At 68.4% G+C, this 18,630-nt stretch carries 23 protein-coding genes and 1 other RNA gene; 11 read left to right on the top strand and 13 right to left on the bottom strand.

The annotated features are described in order from the left end of the window. Positions 1-3: 3 nt before the first annotated feature. Together SH203_RS04330 and SH203_RS04325 are read right to left on the bottom strand one after the other, a co-directional pair. Positions 4-195 (bottom strand): hypothetical protein, encoded by a 192-nt coding sequence (locus SH203_RS04330; protein WP_087119647.1) that lies wholly within the window; start codon positions 193-195, stop codon positions 4-6. Between the two features lie 56 nt (positions 196-251). Then, on the bottom strand, positions 252-662 hold the full coding sequence (locus SH203_RS04325) for a hypothetical protein (RefSeq protein WP_087119646.1): 411 nt from the start codon (positions 660-662) through the stop codon (positions 252-254). A gap of 116 nt (positions 663-778) precedes the next feature. Here SH203_RS04325 and SH203_RS04320 point away from each other — a divergent pair, with 116 nt between their 5' ends. Next, positions 779-1,573: a hypothetical protein gene (locus tag SH203_RS04320; RefSeq protein ID WP_087119645.1), complete on the top strand. Its 795-nt coding sequence runs from the start codon at positions 779-781 to the stop codon at positions 1,571-1,573. Positions 1,574-1,607: 34 nt separating this feature from the next. On the opposite strand, the gene SH203_RS04315 is transcribed toward SH203_RS04320, so the two are convergent. Both SH203_RS04315 and SH203_RS15475 read right to left on the bottom strand, forming a co-directional pair. Next, the gene (locus tag SH203_RS04315) at positions 1,608-1,856 is read right to left on the bottom strand and encodes a Tat pathway signal protein (protein WP_087119644.1); all 249 of its coding nucleotides are present in this window, start codon (positions 1,854-1,856) and stop codon (positions 1,608-1,610) included. Beyond that, on the bottom strand, positions 1,853-1,996 hold the full coding sequence (locus tag SH203_RS15475; RefSeq protein ID WP_159457535.1) for a hypothetical protein: 144 nt from the start codon (positions 1,994-1,996) through the stop codon (positions 1,853-1,855). The genes SH203_RS04315 and SH203_RS15475 overlap by 4 nt, the downstream gene beginning before the upstream one ends. Positions 1,997-2,111: 115 nt before the next feature. On the opposite strand from SH203_RS15475, the gene purL reads away from it, so the two are divergent. From purL to SH203_RS04290, 5 genes are read left to right on the top strand one after another with little or no spacing between them, the layout of a single operon-like run. Next, positions 2,112-4,328, top strand: coding sequence for a phosphoribosylformylglycinamidine synthase subunit PurL (purL, locus tag SH203_RS04310; RefSeq protein WP_087119643.1), 2,217 nt, complete (start codon positions 2,112-2,114; stop codon positions 4,326-4,328). Further along, positions 4,325-4,666 (top strand): DUF305 domain-containing protein, encoded by a 342-nt coding sequence (locus tag SH203_RS04305; RefSeq protein WP_087119642.1) that lies wholly within the window; start codon positions 4,325-4,327, stop codon positions 4,664-4,666. Before purL ends, SH203_RS04305 begins: the two co-directional genes overlap by 4 nt. A 51-nt stretch (positions 4,667-4,717) precedes the next feature. Next, positions 4,718-4,975, top strand: a complete 258-nt coding sequence (locus SH203_RS04300) for an addiction module antitoxin (protein WP_200808808.1) — start codon at positions 4,718-4,720, stop codon at positions 4,973-4,975. A 5-nt stretch (positions 4,976-4,980) separates the two neighbouring features. After that, positions 4,981-5,295: a type II toxin-antitoxin system RelE/ParE family toxin gene (locus tag SH203_RS04295; RefSeq protein WP_087120157.1), complete on the top strand. Its 315-nt coding sequence runs from the start codon at positions 4,981-4,983 to the stop codon at positions 5,293-5,295. 26 nt (positions 5,296-5,321) lie between these two features. Further along, positions 5,322-6,722, top strand: coding sequence for a cytochrome P450 (locus tag SH203_RS04290; protein ID WP_087119640.1), 1,401 nt, complete (start codon positions 5,322-5,324; stop codon positions 6,720-6,722). On the opposite strand, the gene SH203_RS04285 is transcribed toward SH203_RS04290, so the two are convergent. From SH203_RS04285 to SH203_RS04255, 7 genes are all read right to left on the bottom strand, one after another. Further along, on the bottom strand, positions 6,701-7,522 hold the full coding sequence (locus SH203_RS04285; RefSeq protein WP_087119639.1) for a TIGR00282 family metallophosphoesterase: 822 nt from the start codon (positions 7,520-7,522) through the stop codon (positions 6,701-6,703). The two genes, SH203_RS04290 and SH203_RS04285, sit on opposite strands and share 22 nt — an antisense overlap. Then, entirely contained in the window at positions 7,519-7,953 is a 435-nt protein-coding gene (locus tag SH203_RS04280) for a type II toxin-antitoxin system VapC family toxin (RefSeq protein WP_087119638.1), read from the bottom strand. Before SH203_RS04280 ends, SH203_RS04285 begins: the two co-directional genes overlap by 4 nt. Next, positions 7,953-8,171 (bottom strand): type II toxin-antitoxin system VapB family antitoxin, encoded by a 219-nt coding sequence (gene vapB / locus SH203_RS15860; protein WP_200808807.1) that lies wholly within the window; start codon positions 8,169-8,171, stop codon positions 7,953-7,955. Before vapB ends, SH203_RS04280 begins: the two co-directional genes overlap by 1 nt. A 55-nt stretch (positions 8,172-8,226) precedes the next feature. Further along, on the bottom strand, positions 8,227-8,784 hold the full coding sequence (locus tag SH203_RS04270) for a 5-formyltetrahydrofolate cyclo-ligase (protein WP_087119636.1): 558 nt from the start codon (positions 8,782-8,784) through the stop codon (positions 8,227-8,229). Positions 8,785-8,899: 115 nt separating this feature from the next. Beyond that, positions 8,900-9,060, bottom strand: a non-coding RNA gene (gene ssrS, locus SH203_RS04265) — 6S RNA. Between the two features lie 52 nt (positions 9,061-9,112). Next, on the bottom strand, positions 9,113-9,436 hold the full coding sequence (locus SH203_RS04260; protein ID WP_087119635.1) for a cell division protein ZapA: 324 nt from the start codon (positions 9,434-9,436) through the stop codon (positions 9,113-9,115). Further along, positions 9,436-9,702 carry a hypothetical protein gene (locus SH203_RS04255; protein WP_087119634.1) on the bottom strand — a complete coding sequence of 89 codons (267 nt, stop codon included), beginning with the start codon at positions 9,700-9,702 and terminating at the stop codon, positions 9,436-9,438. Before SH203_RS04255 ends, SH203_RS04260 begins: the two co-directional genes overlap by 1 nt. Positions 9,703-9,798: 96 nt before the next feature. Between SH203_RS04255 and tkt the strand changes: the two genes are divergently transcribed. The 4 genes from tkt (at position 9,799) to SH203_RS04235 (ending at position 15,671) form a co-directional block, all read left to right on the top strand. Continuing rightward, a complete protein-coding gene (tkt, locus tag SH203_RS04250) occupies positions 9,799-11,790 on the top strand; it encodes a transketolase (RefSeq protein WP_087119633.1) in 1,992 nt (663 codons plus the stop codon). 58 nt (positions 11,791-11,848) lie between these two features. Further along, positions 11,849-13,045: a formate-dependent phosphoribosylglycinamide formyltransferase gene (gene purT / locus SH203_RS04245; protein WP_087119632.1), complete on the top strand. Its 1,197-nt coding sequence runs from the start codon at positions 11,849-11,851 to the stop codon at positions 13,043-13,045. 315 nt (positions 13,046-13,360) lie between these two features. Further along, entirely contained in the window at positions 13,361-15,448 is a 2,088-nt protein-coding gene (locus SH203_RS04240) for a carbon starvation CstA family protein (RefSeq protein ID WP_087119631.1), read from the top strand. Continuing rightward, a complete protein-coding gene (locus tag SH203_RS04235; protein WP_234989381.1) occupies positions 15,441-15,671 on the top strand; it encodes a YbdD/YjiX family protein in 231 nt (76 codons plus the stop codon). Before SH203_RS04240 ends, SH203_RS04235 begins: the two co-directional genes overlap by 8 nt. A 61-nt stretch (positions 15,672-15,732) precedes the next feature. On the opposite strand, the gene SH203_RS04230 is transcribed toward SH203_RS04235, so the two are convergent. Then, positions 15,733-17,010, bottom strand: coding sequence for a S41 family peptidase (locus SH203_RS04230; protein ID WP_234989380.1), 1,278 nt, complete (start codon positions 17,008-17,010; stop codon positions 15,733-15,735). A gap of 117 nt (positions 17,011-17,127) precedes the next feature. Between SH203_RS04230 and SH203_RS04225 the strand changes: the two genes are divergently transcribed. Further along, entirely contained in the window at positions 17,128-17,832 is a 705-nt protein-coding gene (locus SH203_RS04225; protein ID WP_087119629.1) for an HAD family hydrolase, read from the top strand. Here the strand turns inward: SH203_RS04225 and SH203_RS04220 are convergent. Beyond that, a complete protein-coding gene (locus SH203_RS04220; protein ID WP_087119628.1) occupies positions 17,823-18,614 on the bottom strand; it encodes a hypothetical protein in 792 nt (263 codons plus the stop codon). The two genes, SH203_RS04225 and SH203_RS04220, sit on opposite strands and share 10 nt — an antisense overlap. Positions 18,615-18,630: the final 16 nt, after the last annotated feature.

Genomic DNA, 18,630 nt, shown 5'->3' with positions numbered 1-18,630 from the left:
CCCTCAAACCGCTTTGACCTGAGCGCGTCCGTCCGGGAGGTCGGCGCCGTCGTCGTCTTCGTCGTCGAAGGCCTTCTCACCGGCCTCGCGCTGGGCGGCCAGTTCGCGGGCGCCGACGCCCAGACCCTGTTCGATGGCCAGATTGGCCTGGACCTCTTCGGTCAGGTTCAGGTCTTCGTTGTCGGGGTCGGCCATGATCGCGTCCTTTTGAGGGGTTCCAGCGAACAACCGCCCGTGGGCGCCTTCGGTTCCTAGCGGCCGAAGAAGGGTTCCAGGCTGGCGCGCGACAGGGGGCGGAAGACCAGAAACTGTCCGCCGACCGTCACCGTAACCTCGTGCGTCTGAGGGCGTTGCAGCAGGGCCGGATCGTCCAGCGACACGGCCCGGCCCGAGGCGATGTCGCGGGCGTCCATCGGCGGCGGGGTCGGTCGCCGTTGCCATGCCGCCAGCGCCGACAGGAAGCCGCGCACGGCGTTGGCCTGCTGGGCCGGGGTCAGGGCGGCGCGCACTTGGCCCCAGGCGTCCAGAACCGAGGCGGGCAAGGGCGCGGTCTGGGCGGCCGGCGGCGGAACCGACGACTGCCGGGCCACGGCCGGAACCGCAGCGGCGCCGGCCGCCGCAAGGACCAGAATCGACAGGAACGGGCGACGAAGCGAGGGCATCCGCGCACCAGACCCCGCCCGGCCTGTGGAATGCAAGCTTCACTTTTCCGTCGCTCCGGGTGAACCTCCGCGTCTCCGGCGCGTATGGCCCGGACAAGCGTCGCACTGGAACCCCCATGTCCTCCATCATTCGCCCCACGCCCCGACAGCGCACCCGCCGCCTGGTCGTCCTGGCCGCCGCCCTGTTCGCCATCGTCGCCCCCCTGGTCCAGACCCTGACCGGCCTGGGCCTGACCCAGGCGGAGTTCGCCGCCGACGGCAACGGCACCCTGCGCGTCGCCGGCTACGCCTTTTCGATCTGGGGGCTGATCTATGCCGGCATACTGGCCTATGCCGTGCGTCAGGCCCTGCCCCAGACGGGGGAAAGCCCGCTGCTGACGCGGATGGGCCTGCCATCGGCGGTCGCCTTCTTCGGCATCGGCTTCTGGATCGTGGTGGCGGCGATGAACCTGAAGGCGGCCAGCGTGGCGGTCATCTTCGCCGCCCTGCTGGCGCTGCTGCTGCCGCTGCTGACGGTTTCCGGCGCCGTGCGCGCCCTGCCGCGCATGGATCGCGAGCGGCTGTTGCTGGTCTGGCCCCTGGCGGCGCTGGCGGGTTGGCTGACGGTGGCGGCGCCGCTGAACCTGATCACCACCGTGACCGCCTTCGGCGCCCTGCCCACCGCCCTGTCGCCCAGTCTATGGGCCATCGTCGCCATCGTGGCGGTGACGGTCGTGGCGCTGGGCGTGACGGCCAGCCTTCGCACCTTGGCCTATCCCCTGCCCGTCGCCTGGGGCCTCTTGGGCGCCTTCGTGGCGGAACAGGCCGAAAAACCGGCCATGGCCTTCACGGCCCTGGCCGGGGCGGTCGTCCTGCTGATCGCCGGGGTGCTGCTGAGCTTCCGCCTGCGCCCCGGCGTCGAGCGGGCCTAAGCCCCGCTCCCACTCATGCCGGAAAGGCGAGCGATCAGGGCTTTTCAGGCGTGACGATCGGATCGTCCTGAGGCTCATTGTCGCCCGCCCCCACGTCGAACGCGCCGAGGCTGTCGAAATCGACGCTGCCGACGCCGACGGCCGATCCGGTCAGGCCCTGACGGCTGGCCAGGGCGGCTTGGGGCGCGGCGGCGTCCAGTTCGGCGGTGGTTTCGGGATCGTTGGAGCGATCCATCTGCTGGCCCGACGCCGGGACGATGCGGTCGGTGTGGGGCTTGCTCACTGATCGTCCTCCCCGGCGTCCTTCTCGGCCTTCTTCTGCGCGGCTTCGGCGAGCGCGGAGGCGCCCCCGTCGTCGGCGGCGATTTCGGGCCGGTCGTCGTCGTCCGGCGTGGCGGCGGGGTCGATGGGCGCATCGGTCATGGTCGGCTCCTTTTGAGGACTGTCGCCGGAACCAACCGTCCACGGTGGTCGATGTTCCCCGATCTTGCGCCGGGCGGGCTGACATTTCCCCCGTCTGCGGCTAGAAGCGCCGCCCATGAGCGCTCCGCAAAAGACCATGTCTGAATTGGCCGCCGAATACGGCCTGGCCCCCAATGAATATCAGGTCGTCCTGGACCGACTGGGGAGAGAGCCGAACCACGTCGAACTGGGCGTCTTCTCGGTCATGTGGTCCGAGCATTGCTCCTACAAATCCTCCAAAATCCACCTGGGCAAGTTCCCCACCACCGGCGAGCGCGTCATCTGCGGGCCGGGCGAGAATGCGGGCGTCATCGACATCGACGACGGCGACGCCTGCATCTTCAAGATGGAGAGCCACAACCACCCCTCCTACATCGAACCCTATCAGGGCGCGGCGACGGGCGTGGGCGGCATCATGCGCGACGTCTTCACCATGGGCGCGCGCCCCGTGGCCCTGCTGAACGCCCTGCGCTTCGGCGATCCCAGCCACGAGAAGTCGAAACGTCTGGTCAAGGGCGTGGTCGCCGGCATCGGCGGCTACGGCAACTGCGTCGGCGTGCCGACCGTCGCGGGCGAGACGAACTTCCACAAGGGCTACAACGGCAACATCCTGGTCAACGCCATGTGCGTCGGCCTGGCCCGCGCCGACGAGATCTATTATTCGGCCGCGCCCGAGGCGGGCCACGACGTGGTCTATTTCGGCTCCAAGACCGGCCGCGACGGCATCCACGGCGCCACCATGTCCTCGACCGAGTTCGATGACGAATCGGAGGCCAAACGCCCGACGGTGCAGGTCGGCGATCCGTTCGCCGAGAAGCTGCTGATCGAGGCGACGCTGGAGCTGATGGCCTCGGGCGCCGTCGCCGCCATTCAGGACATGGGCGCCGCCGGCCTGACCTCCTCCTCCGTCGAGATGGCGGGCAAGGGCGGCGTCGGGATCGAACTGAACCTCGACAAGGTGCCCCAGCGCGAAACCGGCATGACGGCCTATGAGATGATGCTGTCGGAAAGCCAGGAGCGGATGCTGGCGGTGCTGAAGCCCGGCTATGAAGACGTCGGCTATCGCATTTTCCAGAAATGGGGTCTGGACTTCGCCATCATCGGCAAGACCACCGACACCGGCCATCTGGTGCTGACGCATCATGGCGAGACGGTGTGCGACGTGCCTCTGGCGCCCCTGTTCGACGACGCGCCCCTGTACGACCGTCCCTGGGTCCAGCCGGAGCTTCAGCCGAAGCTGAACCACTCGGACATTCCCGCCCCCGCCAACTGGGCCGATGCGGTGATGAAGGTCGTCGCCTGCCCTGACATGGCCTCCAAGCGCTGGATCTGGGAACAGTACGACCGCCACGTCATGGCCGACACCCTGCAGGATTCCTCCACCGGCGCCGACGCCGGCGTGGTGCGGGTGCATGGCACGGACAAGGGTCTGGCCGTCACCTCGGACTGCACCCCCCGCTATGTCCAGAACGACCCCTATGAGGGCGGCAAACAGGCGGTGGCCGAGGCGTGGCGCAACCTGACCGCCGTGGGCAGCCGCCCCATCGCCATCACCGACAATCTGAACTTCGGCAACCCGCAACGGCCCGAGATCATGGGCCAGATCGTGCGCGCCATCGACGGCATGGCCGAGGCCTGCCGCGAACTGGTCTTCCCGGTCGTTTCGGGGAATGTTTCGCTGTATAACGAGACCAACGGCGTCGCCATTCCGCCGACCCCCACCGTGGGCGCCGTGGGCCTGTTGCCCAACTACGATGTCGTCACCGGCTTCGGCGGCATGGCCGAGGGCGATACGCTGGTCCTGATCGGCCAGACGCACGGCGAACTGGGCGCCTCGATCTATCTGCGCGAGGTGCTGGGCCGCGAGGACGGCGCCCCGCCGCCCGTCGACCTGAAGCTGGAAAAGAAGACCGGCGACTTCGTGCGCGGCCTGATCGAGGGCGGCGACCTGACCGTGGTTCACGACCTGTCCGACGGCGGCCTGATCGGCGCCGCGGCCGATCTGGTTCTGGCGTCCGATGTCGGCGCGACGCTGGACGCCTCCAGCGCCGCCCACGCCCACATCTTCCTGTTCGGGGAAGATCAGGCCCGCTATCTGGTCGCCGTGACCGACGCCGACGCCCTGATCGCCAAGGCGCATGCCGCCGGTCTGCACGCTTCGGTCGTCGGTCATGCGGGCGGCGACGCCTTCGCCTCCAAGGGCGACAAGGGCGAACTGTTCAGCATCCCGGTCGCCCATCTGCGCGAATGGCACGAAGGCTGGATGCCCGGCTGGCTGGGCGACGCCGCATGATCCGCGCCGCCGTTCCCGTCGCCCTGGTCCTGACGCTGGGGGCCTGCGACGGCGGCGGCGATCCGGTGCAGCAGGCGCTGCGCGACACCTCCGCCGCCAACCACGCGGCGGCGGCCCGCACGACGGCCGAGACCGAGGCCGCCCGCCAGACGGCCGACCAAACCTATGTCGCCAGGATGATCGTCCACCACGAGGGCGCCGTCGCCATGGCCCGCATCGCCCTGCGCGACAGCCGCGACCCGGAAATCCGCCGCATGGCCCAGGCCGTGATCGACACCCGGACCCGCGAGATCGCCGAGATGAAGGCCTGGTCGCCCCAGACGCCGCCGACGCGCTGACCCCTTGCATCGTCCTCGATATTCCTCACATTGAGGACAGAGGAGAGCGCCATGTCCACTTCCATGACCCTCAATGTCCGCGTCACTGGGCCGTTGAGCGAGTTCGTCGCCGCCAATGTGGGCGAGAACGGCGCCTATGAGAATGTCAGCGAATATGTCCGCGACCTGATCCGGCGTGATCGCGAGCGGGTGGAGGCCGAACGGTTCGAACGGCTGAAGACGGAGCTTACCGCCGCATTCGACGCGCCGGAAAGCCGCTACGCCCCGCTCGACGCCGAGGCCGTGTTCGCGCGCAACGCCCGGCGTTGACCGAGATGGCCGGCTTTCGCATTCAGGACGCGGCCGGCCGCCGCCTCGACGACATCTACGCCTACAGCCGGGACGCCTGGGGCGAGGCGCAGGCCCAGACCTATATCCGGCGCCTCTTCGCCTGTTTCGAGGACATCGCGGCCCGCCGTGTCGCGTGGCGCGCCATTCCCGCCGAGTTCGGCGTCGACGGCTTCTACGTCCGATGCCGCCATCACTACGTCTATTGGCGTGTGTTGTCCGACGGGACGGTCGGGATTGTGACGATCCTGCATGAACGCATGCATCAGATCGCGCGTTTCACGGACGACGCGACGGACTGAGCCGTCTGTTAGTAAAGGAGCGTGCGATGGACGCCATGACCGCCGACGTCTTTCGTCCCGCGATCCCGCCGCGACGGGCGGGCAAGTCGCTGTCGTTGCTGCCCTTCCTGTGGGTCAGCTGGCGCGACCCCATCCGCATGTGGTCCAAGCGGCATTTCACCGAGCCGCAGATTTATGGCCAGTCGGCCTTCGGCGAGGTTCTGGTGGTCAGCCACCCGGAGGGCGTGCGCCACGTCCTGACCGAGAACGCCGCCAACTACGAGAAGGGCGAACTGCAGAAGCGGGTGCTGGGTCCGATGCTGGCCGAGGGCCTGCTGCTGACCGAGGGCGACACCTGGCGTCGCGCCCGCCGCATTCTGGCGCCCCTGTTCACCCCGGCGAAGATGGCGACGCTGAACGCGCGCATGGCCGAGGTCTGTCACGCCCGCGTCGCCGCCTGGGCGCTGTCGGCGCGCGGGCGGGTGCTGGACGTCGATTCCGAGATGTCGGGCCTGACCTTCGACATCCTGTCGGCCACCATGTTCTCGGACGAGCTGGGCGGCGAGGCGCGCGGGTTCGAACGCGCCCTGAACCAGTTCCTGGCCAACGGCGCGCGTATCGACCCGCTGGACGTGCTGGGCGCGCCGGACTGGGCGCCGCGTCTGGGGCGGCTGGCCAGCTTCCGCTCGGCCCGGTTCTTCGAACAGCGCGTGACCCGGCTGGTTGAGGCCCGCCGCGCCCGCATCGAGGCCGGCGACGCCCCGCCCGCCGATCTGCTCAGCGCCCTTCTGCTGGCCAGGGACGAGACCGGCGGCCCCGGCCTGTCGGACGAAGAGGTCGCCGCCAACATCCTGACCTTCATCCTGGCGGGGCATGAGACGACGGCCCGCGCCCTGGGCTGGACCCTGCACCTGCTGTCGCGCCAGCCCGACTATCTGGCCCTGGTCCAGGCCGAGGCCGACGGTTTCGACGTCGCCGATCCCAGATGGGCCGAGGCCCTGCCCTGGACCCGCGCGGTGCTGGAGGAGACGATGCGCCTGTTCCCGCCCGCCCCGACCATGGCGCGCAAGGCGCTGGCGGACGACGAGATCGGCGGCCAGAAGATCGGCGCAGGCGCGACGGTGATCGTCTCGCCCTGGATTCTTCAGCGCCACAAACGGCTGTGGGACGACCCCGACGCCTTCCGGCCCGAACGCTTCCTGCCCGAGACCCGCAAGACCATCGACCGCTACGCCTACATCCCCTTCAGCGCCGGGCCGCGTGTCTGCATCGGCGCGGCCTTCGCCCTGCAGGAGGCGATGATCGCTTTAGCCGCCATCCTGCGGGTCGCCGAGGTCGAGGCCCTGACCACCGCCGAACCCCGCCCTGTCCATCAGATCACCCTGCGCAGCCGCGAGCCGATGCGGCTGAGGCTGCGCGCGCGGCGTCAGACGACCGGAATGGCCTGAGACAGTCGCCCGCCGACGCGGATCGGCTCGACCCGCGTGGCGAGGCCCGTGCGGTCATCCGTCTCGACGAAGACGCCGCACACCGTCGCCGGCCCCGACGCCGGCGTATAGCGACCGCCCGAAATCCGGGTCGTGAAGCGGCGCAGCGGCTCGTCCTTCTCGTTGCCGATGACGCTGTCGTAATCGCAGCAGCCGCCCGCGTCGGTCTGATAGGCTGTGCCGCCGGGCAGGATCTGGCAATCGGCGGTCGGAACATGGGTGTGGGTGCCCACGACCAGCGACGCGCGCCCATCGCAGAAATGGCCCATGGCCATCTTCTCCGAGGTGGCCTCGCAATGCATGTCCACGATCACCGCATCGGCGACGGCGCCCAGGGGGGCGGCGGCCAGTTCGCGCTCCACCGCGCCGAACGGATCGTCCATCGGGTCCATATGCACCCGGCCCAACACATTCATGACCAGGACCGTGCGCCCCGTATCCGTCTCGAACAGATTGGCCCCCGCGCCCGGCGCATCCATCAGGCGCGGATAGTTGGCCGGCCGGATCAGGCGCGGCTCGCGCACGATATAGGTCAGGGCCTCGCGCTGGTCCCAGCTGTGGTTGCCCAGCGTCAGACAGTCGGCGCCCGCCATGAACAGTTCGCGCGCCGTATTCTCGGTGATGCCGAACCCGCCCGCCGCGTTCTCGGCGTTGATGACCACGAAGTCGAGCTTCAGGTCGCGTTTCAGCCCCGGAAGATGATCGCTGATCCCGTCCCGGCCGGACTTGCCGATGACGTCGCCGAAGAAGGCCAGTCTCATTTGATCACCGGCGCACTGGGTCCGGCGGGCCAGTCTTCGACCCTCAAACCGTTCACTCGTTCGAATTCACGCAGATTGCCCGTCACCAGCACCAGGCCCCGACTGCGGGCATGTCCTGCGATCAGAATGTCGTTTGAACCGATCAACTCACCACGCCTTTTCAAATCCGCCTTGATGTCGGCCGCGTGTTCGGCCGCAGAGGCGTCGAAATCAAGCACGGTCATCCGCGCCAGCAGTCTGTTGACCTGTTCGCGTCTTTGCTCGGGGCGTTCCGACACTGCGGCGCCGTACAGAAGCTCCATCGCCACAATGGTCGAAGTGGCGATCGAATTCGCCGCCTCGCTCAATCGATCCGCAAGCGGTCCGCTCAAGACCGGCCTGTTTCGAAGAATGCGGACACAGACATTGGTGTCCAGACTGTAGCGTAGCATCAGAACTCCACGACGGAATCGTCGATCGGATCTTCGGGCTCGCAGATGTCTATCCCCGGCTCGGCGAGAAAATCAGCCCATACGGCATCAGCCGGCACAAGAAGGAGACTGCGCCCCTCCTGGATGACGCGAACCTCCTTCACGTCATCAGGAAAGGCCACAGCCTTTGGCAAGCGCACCGCCTGGGAGCGATTCGACATGAAGATCGAAGCCTTCAACGGCGCTTTCCAAGGAGCGTTCATCTCGAAACCATGATGAGCGAGAGCGTATATGTCAATGGGATATACCGAAATCCCGATAGCCCGCCTCGGTCAGCACGCCGTGCAGCCGAACGTCGTGATCCTCCAGCGTCAGTCGCTCCACGCCCTGCCCGGCGTAGGCGAAACCGATCCGCAGGGCGTCAGGGCGTTCGGCGAAGGTGCGATCGTAATAGCCGCCGCCCTGGCCCAGCCGTCCGCCGAAACGGTCGAAGGCCAGAAGCGGCGTCAGGATCAGGTCGGGATCGACGACCTCGGCTAGCGGCAGGGGCGCGGGGCATCCGGCGGCGTCCAGTTCCAGCGGCTCGCCGGGCGCCCAGGCGCGAAACTGCATCGGCGCGTCGCGCTGAACCACCACCGGCAGGCACAGTCGCCGACCCTCGGCCTCAAGCGTCATGGCCAGGGCGTCGGCGTCCAGTTCGGACCCCATGGCGCGATACAGGGCCACGATCCGGGCCGGCGGCAGGTCGCGGGCATGATCGGCCGCACGACGCGACGCCAGCGGATCGCTCTCGGCCAGACGCTTTCGCAAGGCCCGCGCGGCGGATCGGCGTTCGTGCTTGTCCTGGCTCATCCGCCCTCCCGGAAACGTCCACGCGCTCAATTACCGAAAAACACGCGCACCCGCCGCGCTCAAGCAGCGAGCGACCGCGTCGAGAGCGTTAGCGCACTAAAAAAGATGGAAGGGTGGCGGCGCCGCGCGAACCGTGAAGAGCGTTTAAATCCTCTCGACCTGGGTAGCCAGGTGGGCTCCATATGCCCAGGCCCTCAAGCCCGGACAGGGACAGATCCCGTAGAGTGAATTAAGGTCAGAAGGATATGTTGTCTTCGACGTGGGCCGCAGCATGACCCGCCGCCGGACAAGATAGGCCCTCGCGGCCGAACGCGCCAGCCGCGCCCGATCAGATATTTTGCGCGATCTTCTCGATCCGGGCGGCGACGGCGTTCAGGGCCTCGGCGACCCCGTCGCTTGCGACGGGCGTCGGGGCGGGCGCGGGCGCGACGGGGGCCTTTGCACCGCCCAGACGCGCTTCATGCAGTTCGTCGGCCAGGATCAGGGCCGACATCAGGAACAGGCGCAGGTCGCCGACCTGGCCCACGTCCTGGGCTACGGCCCGGACCCGGTTGTCGAACTGTTTGGCCAGGATGCGGACCCGCTCCTCCTGACCGTCGGCGCAACCCACCGCATAGGGGCGGCCGTTCACATCCACCGTCACCGTGGCCATCAGCGGTCCTCGCCTTCCGTGGCGCCCTCGGTCTCGTCCAGAACCTCGCGCACGGCCTCGGCGGCGCGGCCCAGGGCCTCGGACGCCTCGCGCCCCGCCGCTTCCAGCTCGGCGACGCGCGCATCCGCCGGTCGGGGCGCGAACAGGTCGTCGTCCGCCACGGCGGGGGCCGAGGCCGGGCGCGCCTTCAGCTCCAGGATCTTGCGTTCCAGATCGGCCAGAGCGCGGTCGATACGCGCCCGTGCGGCCGTGGTGGCGTCTGCCATCGGTCGCTCCTTGCAAATTGCGTATAGAACCCGAGGACGCGCCGGGGTAAAGCGGCGCCGCCTCTTAAATTCCGCATCGCCCGAAAGGTCTCCGCCGTGACCGACGCCAAATCCGCACCCAAGGCCACCCCCGAGCAGATGGCCAACGCCATCCGCGTCCTCGCCATGGACGGCGTGGAAAAGGCCAAGTCGGGCCACCCCGGAATGCCGATGGGCATGGCCGATGTCGCCACGGTGCTGTTCTCCAAATTCCTGAAGTTTGACGCCAGCCGCCCCGACTGGGCCGACCGCGACCGCTTCATCCTGTCGGCCGGTCACGGCTCGATGCTGATCTACGCCCTGCTGCACCTGACCGGCTACAAGGCCGCGACCAAGGAAGAACTGTCCAACTTCCGCCAGTGGGGTTCGAAAACCGCCGGGCACCCCGAATACGGTCATATGCCGGGCGTCGAGGTCACGACCGGCCCGCTGGGTCAGGGTCTGGCCACCTCGGTCGGTTTCGCCATGGCCGAGCGGCATCTGGCCGCCAAATACGGCGACGATCTGGTCGATCACCGCACCTGGGTCATCGCCGGCGACGGCTGCCTGATGGAGGGCGTGTCTCAGGAAGCCATCGCCCTGGCCGGCCGCTATAAGCTGAACAAGCTGACCGTCCTGTGGGACGACAACGAGATCACCATCGACGGCAAGGTGTCGTTGTCGGACGCCGTGGACCAGAAGGCCCGCTTCAAGGCCGCTGGGTGGGCGGTCAAGGCCGTCGACGGCCACGACATGAAGGCGATCAAGTCGGCGATGCAGTGGGCGATCCGTCAGGACAAGCCCGTCCTGCTGGCCTGCAAGACCAAGATCGGCAAGGGCGCCGCCACCATGGAAGGCAGCCACAAGACCCACGGCGCGGCCCTGGGCGCCGCCGAGATCGCCGCCACCCGCCTGGGCCTGGCCTGGGATCACGACCCGTTCGAAATGCCCGAGTCGATCCTGTCGGCCTGGCGCAAGGTCGGCCGTCGCGGCGCCAAGGACCGCAAGAAGTGGGAGGCCCGCCTCGCCGCCTCGGCCCAGGCCGCCGACTTCACCCGCGCCATGAAGGGCGATCTGCCCGAGGCCGCCTTCGACGCCCTGAACGCCAAGATCGCCGAACTGATCGAGACGCAACCGGCCCAGGCCACGCGCCAGTCGTCGGGCGCCGCGCTGGATGAACTGTTCGCCGCCATCCCCGAACTGGTCGGCGGCTCGGCCGACCTGACCGGCTCGAACAACACCTTCGTCAAGGGCACGCCCATCCTGGACGCCCCGACCTATGAGGGGCGCTACGTCAACTGGGGCATCCGTGAGTTCGGCATGGCCGCCGCCATGAACGGCCTGGCCCTGCACGGCGGCGTCATCCCCTATGGCGGCACCTTCATGGTGTTTTCGGACTACAGCCGCCCGGCCATCCGTCTGGGCGCCCTGATGGGGGTCCGCGCCATCCACGTCCTGACCCACGACTCCATCGGTCTGGGCGAGGACGGCCCGACGCACCAGCCGGTCGAACATCTGGCGGCGCTGCGCGCCATTCCGAACCTTCTGGTCTTCCGCCCCGCCGATACGGTCGAGGCGATGGAGTGCTGGCAGGTCGCGCTTCAGACCAGGACCGCCCCTTCGGCCCTGGCCCTGTCGCGCCAGAAGACCGCGGCGGTCCGCACCGTCGCCTCGGGCGAGAACCTGTCCGCCAAGGGCGCCTATGAGATCAAGGCCGCCAATGGCGAGGCCAGGGTCACCCTGTTCGGCACCGGCACGGAGCTGGCCCTGGCGCTGGACGCCGCCAAGGTTCTGGAGGCCGAAGGCACGCCCACCCGCGTCGTCTCGGTCCCCAGCTTCGAACTGTTCGAACAGCAGGACGCCGCCTATCAGGCCGCCGTCATCGGTCGCGGCACGGTGCGCGTCGCCGTCGAGGCCGCGATCAAGCAGGGCTGGGAACGCTTCATCGGCGAGGACGGCGCCTTCATCGGCATGACCGGCTTCGGCGCCTCGGCCCCGGCCGAAATCCTCTACGAAAAGTTCGGCATCACCTCGGACGCCGTCGTCGCGGCGGCGAAGGCGCGGCTGTAAACCTCCGATCCTCCCCCGTTCCGCTGCGCTTCACGGGGGAGGATTTCAGGAGCAGACGATGAAACTCGGCACCCCGCTTTCCGACACCGCCGTCCGCGTCATGCTGCTGGGCGCGGGCGAACTGGGCAAGGAGGTCGCGATCGAGCTTCAGCGGCTCGGCTGCGAGGTTATCGCCGTGGACCGCTATCCCAACGCCCCGGCCATGCAGGTCGCGCACCGCAGCCATGTCATCCCGATGACCGACGCCCAGGTGCTGAACGGCGTCATCCTGGCCGAGGCGCCGCACATCATCGTGCCCGAGATCGAGGCCATCGCCACCGAGGTTCTGGCCGACATCGAGGCGGCGGGCATGGCGCGCGTGGTCCCCACTGCCCGCGCCGTGCAGCTGACCATGAACCGCGAGGGCATCCGCAAACTGGCGGCCGAGGACCTGGGCCTGCCCACCAGCCCCTACGCCTTCGCCGGATCGGCCGGGGAACTGGCGGCGGGCGCCGAGACCGTCGGCTATCCCTGCTTCGTCAAGCCGGTCATGTCGTCGTCCGGCAAGGGCCAATCCTTCGTCGAAAGCGCCGATCAGATCGCCGACGCCTGGACCTATGCCCAGGAAAGCGGCCGGGTCGCGGGCGCCCGCGTCATCGTCGAGGGCCGGATCGACTTCGATTTCGAGATCACCCTGCTGACCGTCCGCTCGCGCGGCGCCGACGGCGAGACGTGCACGGACTTCTGCGCCCCCATCGGCCACCGCCAGATCAAGGGCGACTATGTCGAAAGCTGGCAGCCCCAAGCCATGAGCGCGGCCGCCCTCGCCTCGGCCCAGGCCATCGCCGCCAAGGTCACGGACGCCCTGGGCGGTTACGGCGTCTTCGGCGTGGAGTTGTTCGTCAAGGGCGACCAGGTCTGGTTCTCCGAGGTTTCGCCTCGCCCGCACGACACCGGCCTCGTCACCCTGGCCAGCCAGACCCTGAGCGAATTCGCTCTGCACGCCCGCGCCATCCTGGGCCTGCCGGTCGACGTGACCCAGCGCGAACCGGCCGCCAGCGCCGTCATCTATGGCGGCCTGGAAGCGCAGGGCGTCGCCTTCGACGGCGTCGCCGAGGCCCTGTCCGTCCCCACCGCCGACCTGCGCCTGTTCGGCAAGCCCGAAGCCTTCGAGCGCCGCCGCATGGGCGTCGCCACCGCCCGCGGCGCCGACGTGGATGAAGCCCGCGACCGCGCGCGCCAAGCGGCCGGACGGGTGAAGGTGGTTCGGACGTAGCATCGTCTCCTCTCCACCTGTGGGGAGAGGGCCTTTTACTCTCCCCTTTCGTCATCCTCCGGCGCGAAGCGACCGGGGGACCCAGCGGCGCGCGAGAGCGCGAACCTGTCGCGCACGCATAGCTTCAACAGTCTCTTGGCGGCTGCATCGCCTTCGGCGCCGCTGGGTTCCCCGGTCTGCGCCGCCAAGAGGCGGCTTGCCGGAGAATGACGAAAGAAGATCGGCGCCCTACGACCTTGGTCCATTGGCCTTGTCCCGCATTGTGGTGCAAACCACGGCTGAGGGCCGCAGTCAGCCGGTCGGGAGGGATCTGTCGTGGGCAAGCTAAGCACCCCCATCATCTTCGGCGCCATCGCCATCCTGGGGGCCGTTTCGCTGGGCGTCATCGCCCTGCATCAGGGCGAGAGCGTCAGCGCGGTCTGGATGGTGGTCGCCGCCGTCTGCACCTACGCCATCGCCTATCGATTCTACGCCCGCTATCTGGCGAACAAGGTCATGGGGCTGAACGCCGCGCGTGCGACCCCGGCCATGCGCCGCAACGACGGGCTGGACTATGTGCCGACGCCCAAAAACGTCCTGTTCGGCCACCACTTCGCCGCCATCGCGGGGGCCGGGCCTTTGGTCGGGCCGGTTCTGGCCGCCCAGATGGGCTATCTGCCCGGCGTGCTGTGGATTCTGGTCGGCGCCGTGCTGGCGGGGGCGGTTCAGGACATGATGGTCCTGTTCATGTCCACGCGCCGCGACGGCAAATCCCTCGGCGACATGATCCGCACCGAGATGGGCAATATTCCCGGCGTCATCGCCCAGGTCGGCGTGCTGATGATCATGGTCATCATCCTGGCCGTCCTGGCCCTAGTGGTGGTCAAGGCTCTGGCCGAAAGCCCGTGGGGCGCCTTCACCGTCGCCGCCACCATCCCCATCGCCCTCTTCATGGGCCTGTACACCCGCTTCCTGCGCCCCGGCCGCGTGGGCGAGGTGTCGGTGATCGGCGTGGTCCTGTTGATCCTGGCCATCATCGGCGGCGGCCATGTCGCGGCCGATCCCTACTGGGGGCCGGCCTTCACCCTGACCGGCCCGACCCTGGCGGTGCTGATGATGGTCTATGGCTTCATCGCCTCGGTCATTCCGGTCTGGCTGCTGCTGGCGCCGCGCGACTATCTGTCGACCTTCCTGAAGATCGGCGCCATCCTGGCCCTGGCCATCGGCATACTGATCGTGCGTCCGCATCTGCAGATGCCCGCCGCCACCCCCTTCATCGACGGCACGGGTCCGGTCTTCGCCGGCGCCCTGTTCCCCTTCCTGTTCATCACCATCGCCTGTGGCGCCGTGTCGGGCTTCCACGCCCTGATCTCGTCGGGCACCACGCCCAAGCTGCTGGAGAACGAAGCCCAGATTCCGATGATCGGCTACGGGGCCATGCTGTGCGAAAGCTTCGTCGCGGTCATGGCCCTGATCGCCGCCACGGTTCTGGACCCGGCCGTCTATTTCGCGATGAACAGCCCGGTCGCCGTCATCGGCAAGGACGCCGCCTCGGCCGCCGCCGCCGTGGCCCAGTGGGGTTTCCACATCACCCCCGGAGAGTTGGAGCAACTGGCCCGCGACGTGGGCGAACATTCGATCCTGTCGCGCGCGGGCGGCGCCCCGACGCTGGCGGTCGGCATGGCCCACATCCTGTCAAACGTCATCGGCGGCAAGGCCATGATGGCCTTCTGGTATCATTTCGCCATCCTGTTCGAGGCCCTGTTCATCCTGACCACGGTGGACGCCGGCACCCGCGTCTGCCGCTTCATGATCCAGGACCTGCTGGGCGTCGCCGTGCCCAAGATGCGCGAGACCAAGTCCTGGGCCGCCAATGTCGTGGCCACCGCCCTGACGGTCGGCCTGTGGGGCTATTTCCTCTATACGGGCGTGGTCGATCCGCTGGGCGGCATCAACAGCCTGTGGCCCCTGTTCGGCATCGCCAACCAGATGCTGGCGGCGGTCGCCCTGATCCTGGGCACGGTCGTCCTGTTCAAGATGAAGCGCGAGAGGTTCGCCTGGGTCATGGTCGTTCCGGCGACCTGGCTTCTGATCTGCACCCTGACGGCCGGTTTCCAGAAGCTGTTCCACCCGGACGTCCGCATCGGCTTCCTGGCCCACGCCAGAAAGTATCAGGAGGCCCTGGGCGCCGACGATCTGATCGCCCCGGCCAAATCGGCGGCGGACATGCATCGGATCGTGGTCAACGACTACGTCAACTCGGCCCTGACGGCGGGCTTCCTGTTCGTGGTCCTCACCATGGTGGTCTATGGCGTCCTGGCCTGCCTGAAGGCCTATCGCAACAACCGCCCGACCGTGCGCGAATATCCCGAGGCGCACGATCTGACGGCGGCCGACGACGCGGCGGACGCGGCCCGTGCCTGAGGCTTCCGACGACCTGCTGTGCCTGTGCCGCGACGCCGCCATCCGCTGGGGTCGCGGCGTCCGGCGCACGGCCGGCGCCATGATCGGCCAGCCGGACTATCAGGCCTATGTCGACCACGCGGCGGCGACCCATCCCGACCAGCCCCCGCTGGACAGGACCGCCTTCTTCCGCCTGCACGAGCAACGCCGGTTCGGCGGAGCAGGCGGGTTCAAATGCTGCTGATCGCTTTTTGATTTCCGCTCATCCCGGCTTTCGCCAGGATGATTCGATGGAAGAAATCGTCCTAAAGTCCGCTTGAACGGCCCGCGTTCTCGGCGCGATCAGAAGCCCGAAGCGCCGCGATGGCCGCCTCCAGCGTCGGGTCGTCGCCGTTCCGACGCTGGATCACGGTGCGCGGCGCGGCGACATCGGGCGTCACCCCCCGCTTTTCCAGCCGCGTCCCGCCGCTCGTCACGAAGTCCGCCCGGCTCAGCGTCAGCCGCCCGCCGTCCGGCAGATTGGTCTCCTGCGCGATCAGGACCGAGCCGCCGGTCCTTTCCCCCACCACGATCCCGCGCCGCGCCTCCTGCAGGGCCGCCGGCGTCAGCTCCGCCGCGCTGCGGCTGCCCTGATCGACCAGCACCGCGACCGGATTGGCCAGCGGATCGCGCCGGTCGCCGCAATCGCCCGCCGCCCTCAGCACCACCGCCCGCCCCGTGCGTCCCGTGCGCGTGGCCCAGGCCTGGCCGCGCGGCAGGAAACAGGTCAGCACCGATTCCGCCTCCCACAGCCGACCGCCGGGATTGCCGCGCAGGTCCAGGATCACGTCCACATCGGGCGGCAGGCCCTCCAGCGCGCTGCCCATCCACGGGCCCAGCCCCTTGTCGAATTGCTCGACCCGCAGCACCAGCACGCCGGGCCGCGACGTATCGGCGACGAAGGGCTGGACCGCCTCCATGACGCGCGGCGTCACGGTGGCCTCGCGGCGCTGTCCCGTTTCGTCGGTCAGGACCAGATGCACGGGCCGACCGTCGAACGTCTCCACGTCCGGCCCCCACGGCCGCCCGTCGACGCTGTTCAGCGCCCAGCCGATCTGCACCCCCGCCGCCTCGGCCGGAGAGCCGGGACGGATGCGTTCGACGGTCCAGTCGTCCGGCGTCGCCCCGCGCATCAGGGTCAGCCCCATCACCGCCCGGCGCGCGAACTGGGCCTCTTGGCGTCGAACCGCCGCCGGAGGGCTGGCCGCCGCATGGCCGTCGTCCAGCAGGTCCAGCATGGCGTTCACGACCCGATACAGCGACCGTTCGTCCGGCGCCGCCAGCGCCTGGGGCCGGAACTGCGCCCGCGCCGCCCGCCAGTCGACCCCATGCAGGGTCGGGTCGTAATAGCCGCGCCGCACCTCGTCCCACACCCGGTCGAACACCCGCTGGTTCAGCCGCGCCTGCACGGGACCGGGTCGCGCCGGGCCGGCCGCGACGGCCGCCGCGCTGACGTTCGCAGCAGGCGCGGCCGCCGCCGTCTGCCCCACGGGCAGTCCCAGCAACAGGACGCCGAACAGCCGTGCGGACAACGAAAGGGACATGACCTTCATCTGACCCAGGCCCGGCCCGGCCTCAAGTCACGAATGCGCGTTGATCGCGCGGCGCCGATCCGCCGATCGCGTCTCCCCTCCTCCGTCGTCCCATGATAGGGGCGCGGCATGAGCATCACCACGGTCGGCCTCGATGCCGACGACACCCTCTGGCACAACGAGACGATCTTCCGCCTGACCCATGCGCGGTTCGTCGATCTTCTGGCCGACCACGGCGACGAGGCCGTCATCGGCGCGCGCCTGGCCGAAACCGAACAGCGCAACCTGCGTCTCTATGGCTATGGGGTGAAGGGCTTCACCCTGTCGATGATCGAGACGGCGATGGAGCTGACGGACGGCGCCGCTCCGCCCCATGTCGTGCGCGAAATCCTGGCCGCCGGGCGCGAGATGCTGGCCCACCCGGTCGAAACCCTGCCCGGCGTGGACGAGGTGATCGCCGAACTGTCCCAGACCTATCGCCTGGTCCTGATCACCAAGGGCGACCTGCTGGATCAGGAGCGCAAGCTGGCCGCCTCGGGTCTGGGCGAACGGTTCGCCGCCGTCGAGATCGTCTCCGAGAAGGACCGCGCCACATACGAGCGCGTCTTCGCCCGCCACGGCACCGGCCCGGCCGAGGCCGTCATGGCCGGCAACTCCATGAAGTCCGACGTCCTGCCCGCCATCGCCGCCGGCGCCTTCGGCGTCCACATCCCCTACGCCGTCACCTGGGCCCACGAACTCGCCGACGCCCCCACCAACGAACCCCGCTACGTCTCCCTCTCCCGCATCGACGAACTCCCCGACTGGATCGCGGCGATCAAGGATCAGGCGTAGCCCAGAAGCGCCCTTAAACCCGGGGCATGGAAATCGACCAGGGCGCGCTGTTGCTCCGACAGGGCGGCAGGCAGGGTTATGCCCTCGGGCAGTTGCAGATTCTCGCGCGCGGTGCGGCTCAGCTTGCGATCCGAGCCCACCAGCACGCGGTCTTTCCAGTTGCTTGGCCTGTCGATGCCGCAGGCTGCCAGCAGATCGCCGAAATAGGCTTCGGATTCGACGGAATCGATCGTCTGGATCGCCTTCAGAATATCCTCGTAGCGGACCAGATGGACACCCGTGCCCAGCCAGGCGGCGGCGTTGTGGGTGAAGATGTCAAGCAGCGACGGACTTTTGGCGTGGATGCCGAAAATCATCATGTTGATCAGTACATCGGCGCTGAACAGTCCCGACTTCAGATGCTCCAGATTGTCCTGATGAAAGGCGTCCGACACCATGAAGCGCGCCCGCGCCAACACCCAGTCATAAGGGTCGCGCACCAGGATCAGATGCCGCGTCAGACGCACATTGGCCGCCGCCTGGTCGTCAAACAACAGATGGGCGGCCGCCAGCTTCGGCTCATGCGGATTGAAGGCGTCCAGATGCAGATGCATGTTCGGCGCCTGAACGAAATCGCGGTCGTGATGCTGGTCCACCGGGACGAACATCCGCACGATATTGCGCAACAGATGCGTGCCGCCTTTCGGCACGCTGTTGAGCAGAACGGGCTGACGCAGCGGCGTCTGGTCGAACTTCGCCACTTCCGCATCCAGGGTGTCCTTGATGCCCGAGATGATCGCCATGCCGCTTCTCCGTCTC

Origin of the sequence: Brevundimonas sp. SH203 (genome assembly GCF_002157625.1) — a bacterium.
GTDB lineage: Bacteria > Pseudomonadota > Alphaproteobacteria > Caulobacterales > Caulobacteraceae > Brevundimonas.
Note: the sequence above shows the minus strand (reverse complement) of the source record. Positions and strands in the feature narration are given on the sequence as shown.

What these genes read in the sequence shown, in the direction of transcription:
- SH203_RS04330 (WP_087119647.1), bottom strand. Translation starts at nt 195, where the DNA reads ATGGCCGACCCCGACAACGAAGACCTGAACCTGACCGAAGAGGTCCAG.
- SH203_RS04325 (WP_087119646.1), bottom strand. Translation starts at nt 662, where the DNA reads ATGCCCTCGCTTCGTCGCCCGTTCCTGTCGATTCTGGTCCTTGCGGCG.
- SH203_RS04320 (WP_087119645.1), top strand. Translation starts at nt 779, where the DNA reads ATGTCCTCCATCATTCGCCCCACGCCCCGACAGCGCACCCGCCGCCTG.
- SH203_RS15475 (WP_159457535.1), bottom strand. Translation starts at nt 1,996, where the DNA reads ATGACCGATGCGCCCATCGACCCCGCCGCCACGCCGGACGACGACGAC.
- purL (WP_087119643.1), top strand. Translation starts at nt 2,112, where the DNA reads ATGAGCGCTCCGCAAAAGACCATGTCTGAATTGGCCGCCGAATACGGC.
- SH203_RS04305 (WP_087119642.1), top strand. Translation starts at nt 4,325, where the DNA reads ATGATCCGCGCCGCCGTTCCCGTCGCCCTGGTCCTGACGCTGGGGGCC.
- SH203_RS04300 (WP_200808808.1), top strand. Translation starts at nt 4,718, where the DNA reads ATGTCCACTTCCATGACCCTCAATGTCCGCGTCACTGGGCCGTTGAGC.
- SH203_RS04295 (WP_087120157.1), top strand. Translation starts at nt 4,981, where the DNA reads ATGGCCGGCTTTCGCATTCAGGACGCGGCCGGCCGCCGCCTCGACGAC.
- SH203_RS04290 (WP_087119640.1), top strand. Translation starts at nt 5,322, where the DNA reads ATGGACGCCATGACCGCCGACGTCTTTCGTCCCGCGATCCCGCCGCGA.
- SH203_RS04285 (WP_087119639.1), bottom strand. Translation starts at nt 7,522, where the DNA reads ATGAGACTGGCCTTCTTCGGCGACGTCATCGGCAAGTCCGGCCGGGAC.
- SH203_RS04280 (WP_087119638.1), bottom strand. Translation starts at nt 7,953, where the DNA reads ATGCTACGCTACAGTCTGGACACCAATGTCTGTGTCCGCATTCTTCGA.
- SH203_RS04270 (WP_087119636.1), bottom strand. Translation starts at nt 8,784, where the DNA reads ATGAGCCAGGACAAGCACGAACGCCGATCCGCCGCGCGGGCCTTGCGA.
- SH203_RS04260 (WP_087119635.1), bottom strand. Translation starts at nt 9,436, where the DNA reads ATGGCCACGGTGACGGTGGATGTGAACGGCCGCCCCTATGCGGTGGGT.
- SH203_RS04255 (WP_087119634.1), bottom strand. Translation starts at nt 9,702, where the DNA reads ATGGCAGACGCCACCACGGCCGCACGGGCGCGTATCGACCGCGCTCTG.
- purT (WP_087119632.1), top strand. Translation starts at nt 11,849, where the DNA reads ATGAAACTCGGCACCCCGCTTTCCGACACCGCCGTCCGCGTCATGCTG.
- SH203_RS04230 (WP_234989380.1), bottom strand. Translation starts at nt 17,010, where the DNA reads ATGTCCCTTTCGTTGTCCGCACGGCTGTTCGGCGTCCTGTTGCTGGGA.
- SH203_RS04225 (WP_087119629.1), top strand. Translation starts at nt 17,128, where the DNA reads ATGAGCATCACCACGGTCGGCCTCGATGCCGACGACACCCTCTGGCAC.
- SH203_RS04220 (WP_087119628.1), bottom strand. Translation starts at nt 18,614, where the DNA reads ATGGCGATCATCTCGGGCATCAAGGACACCCTGGATGCGGAAGTGGCG.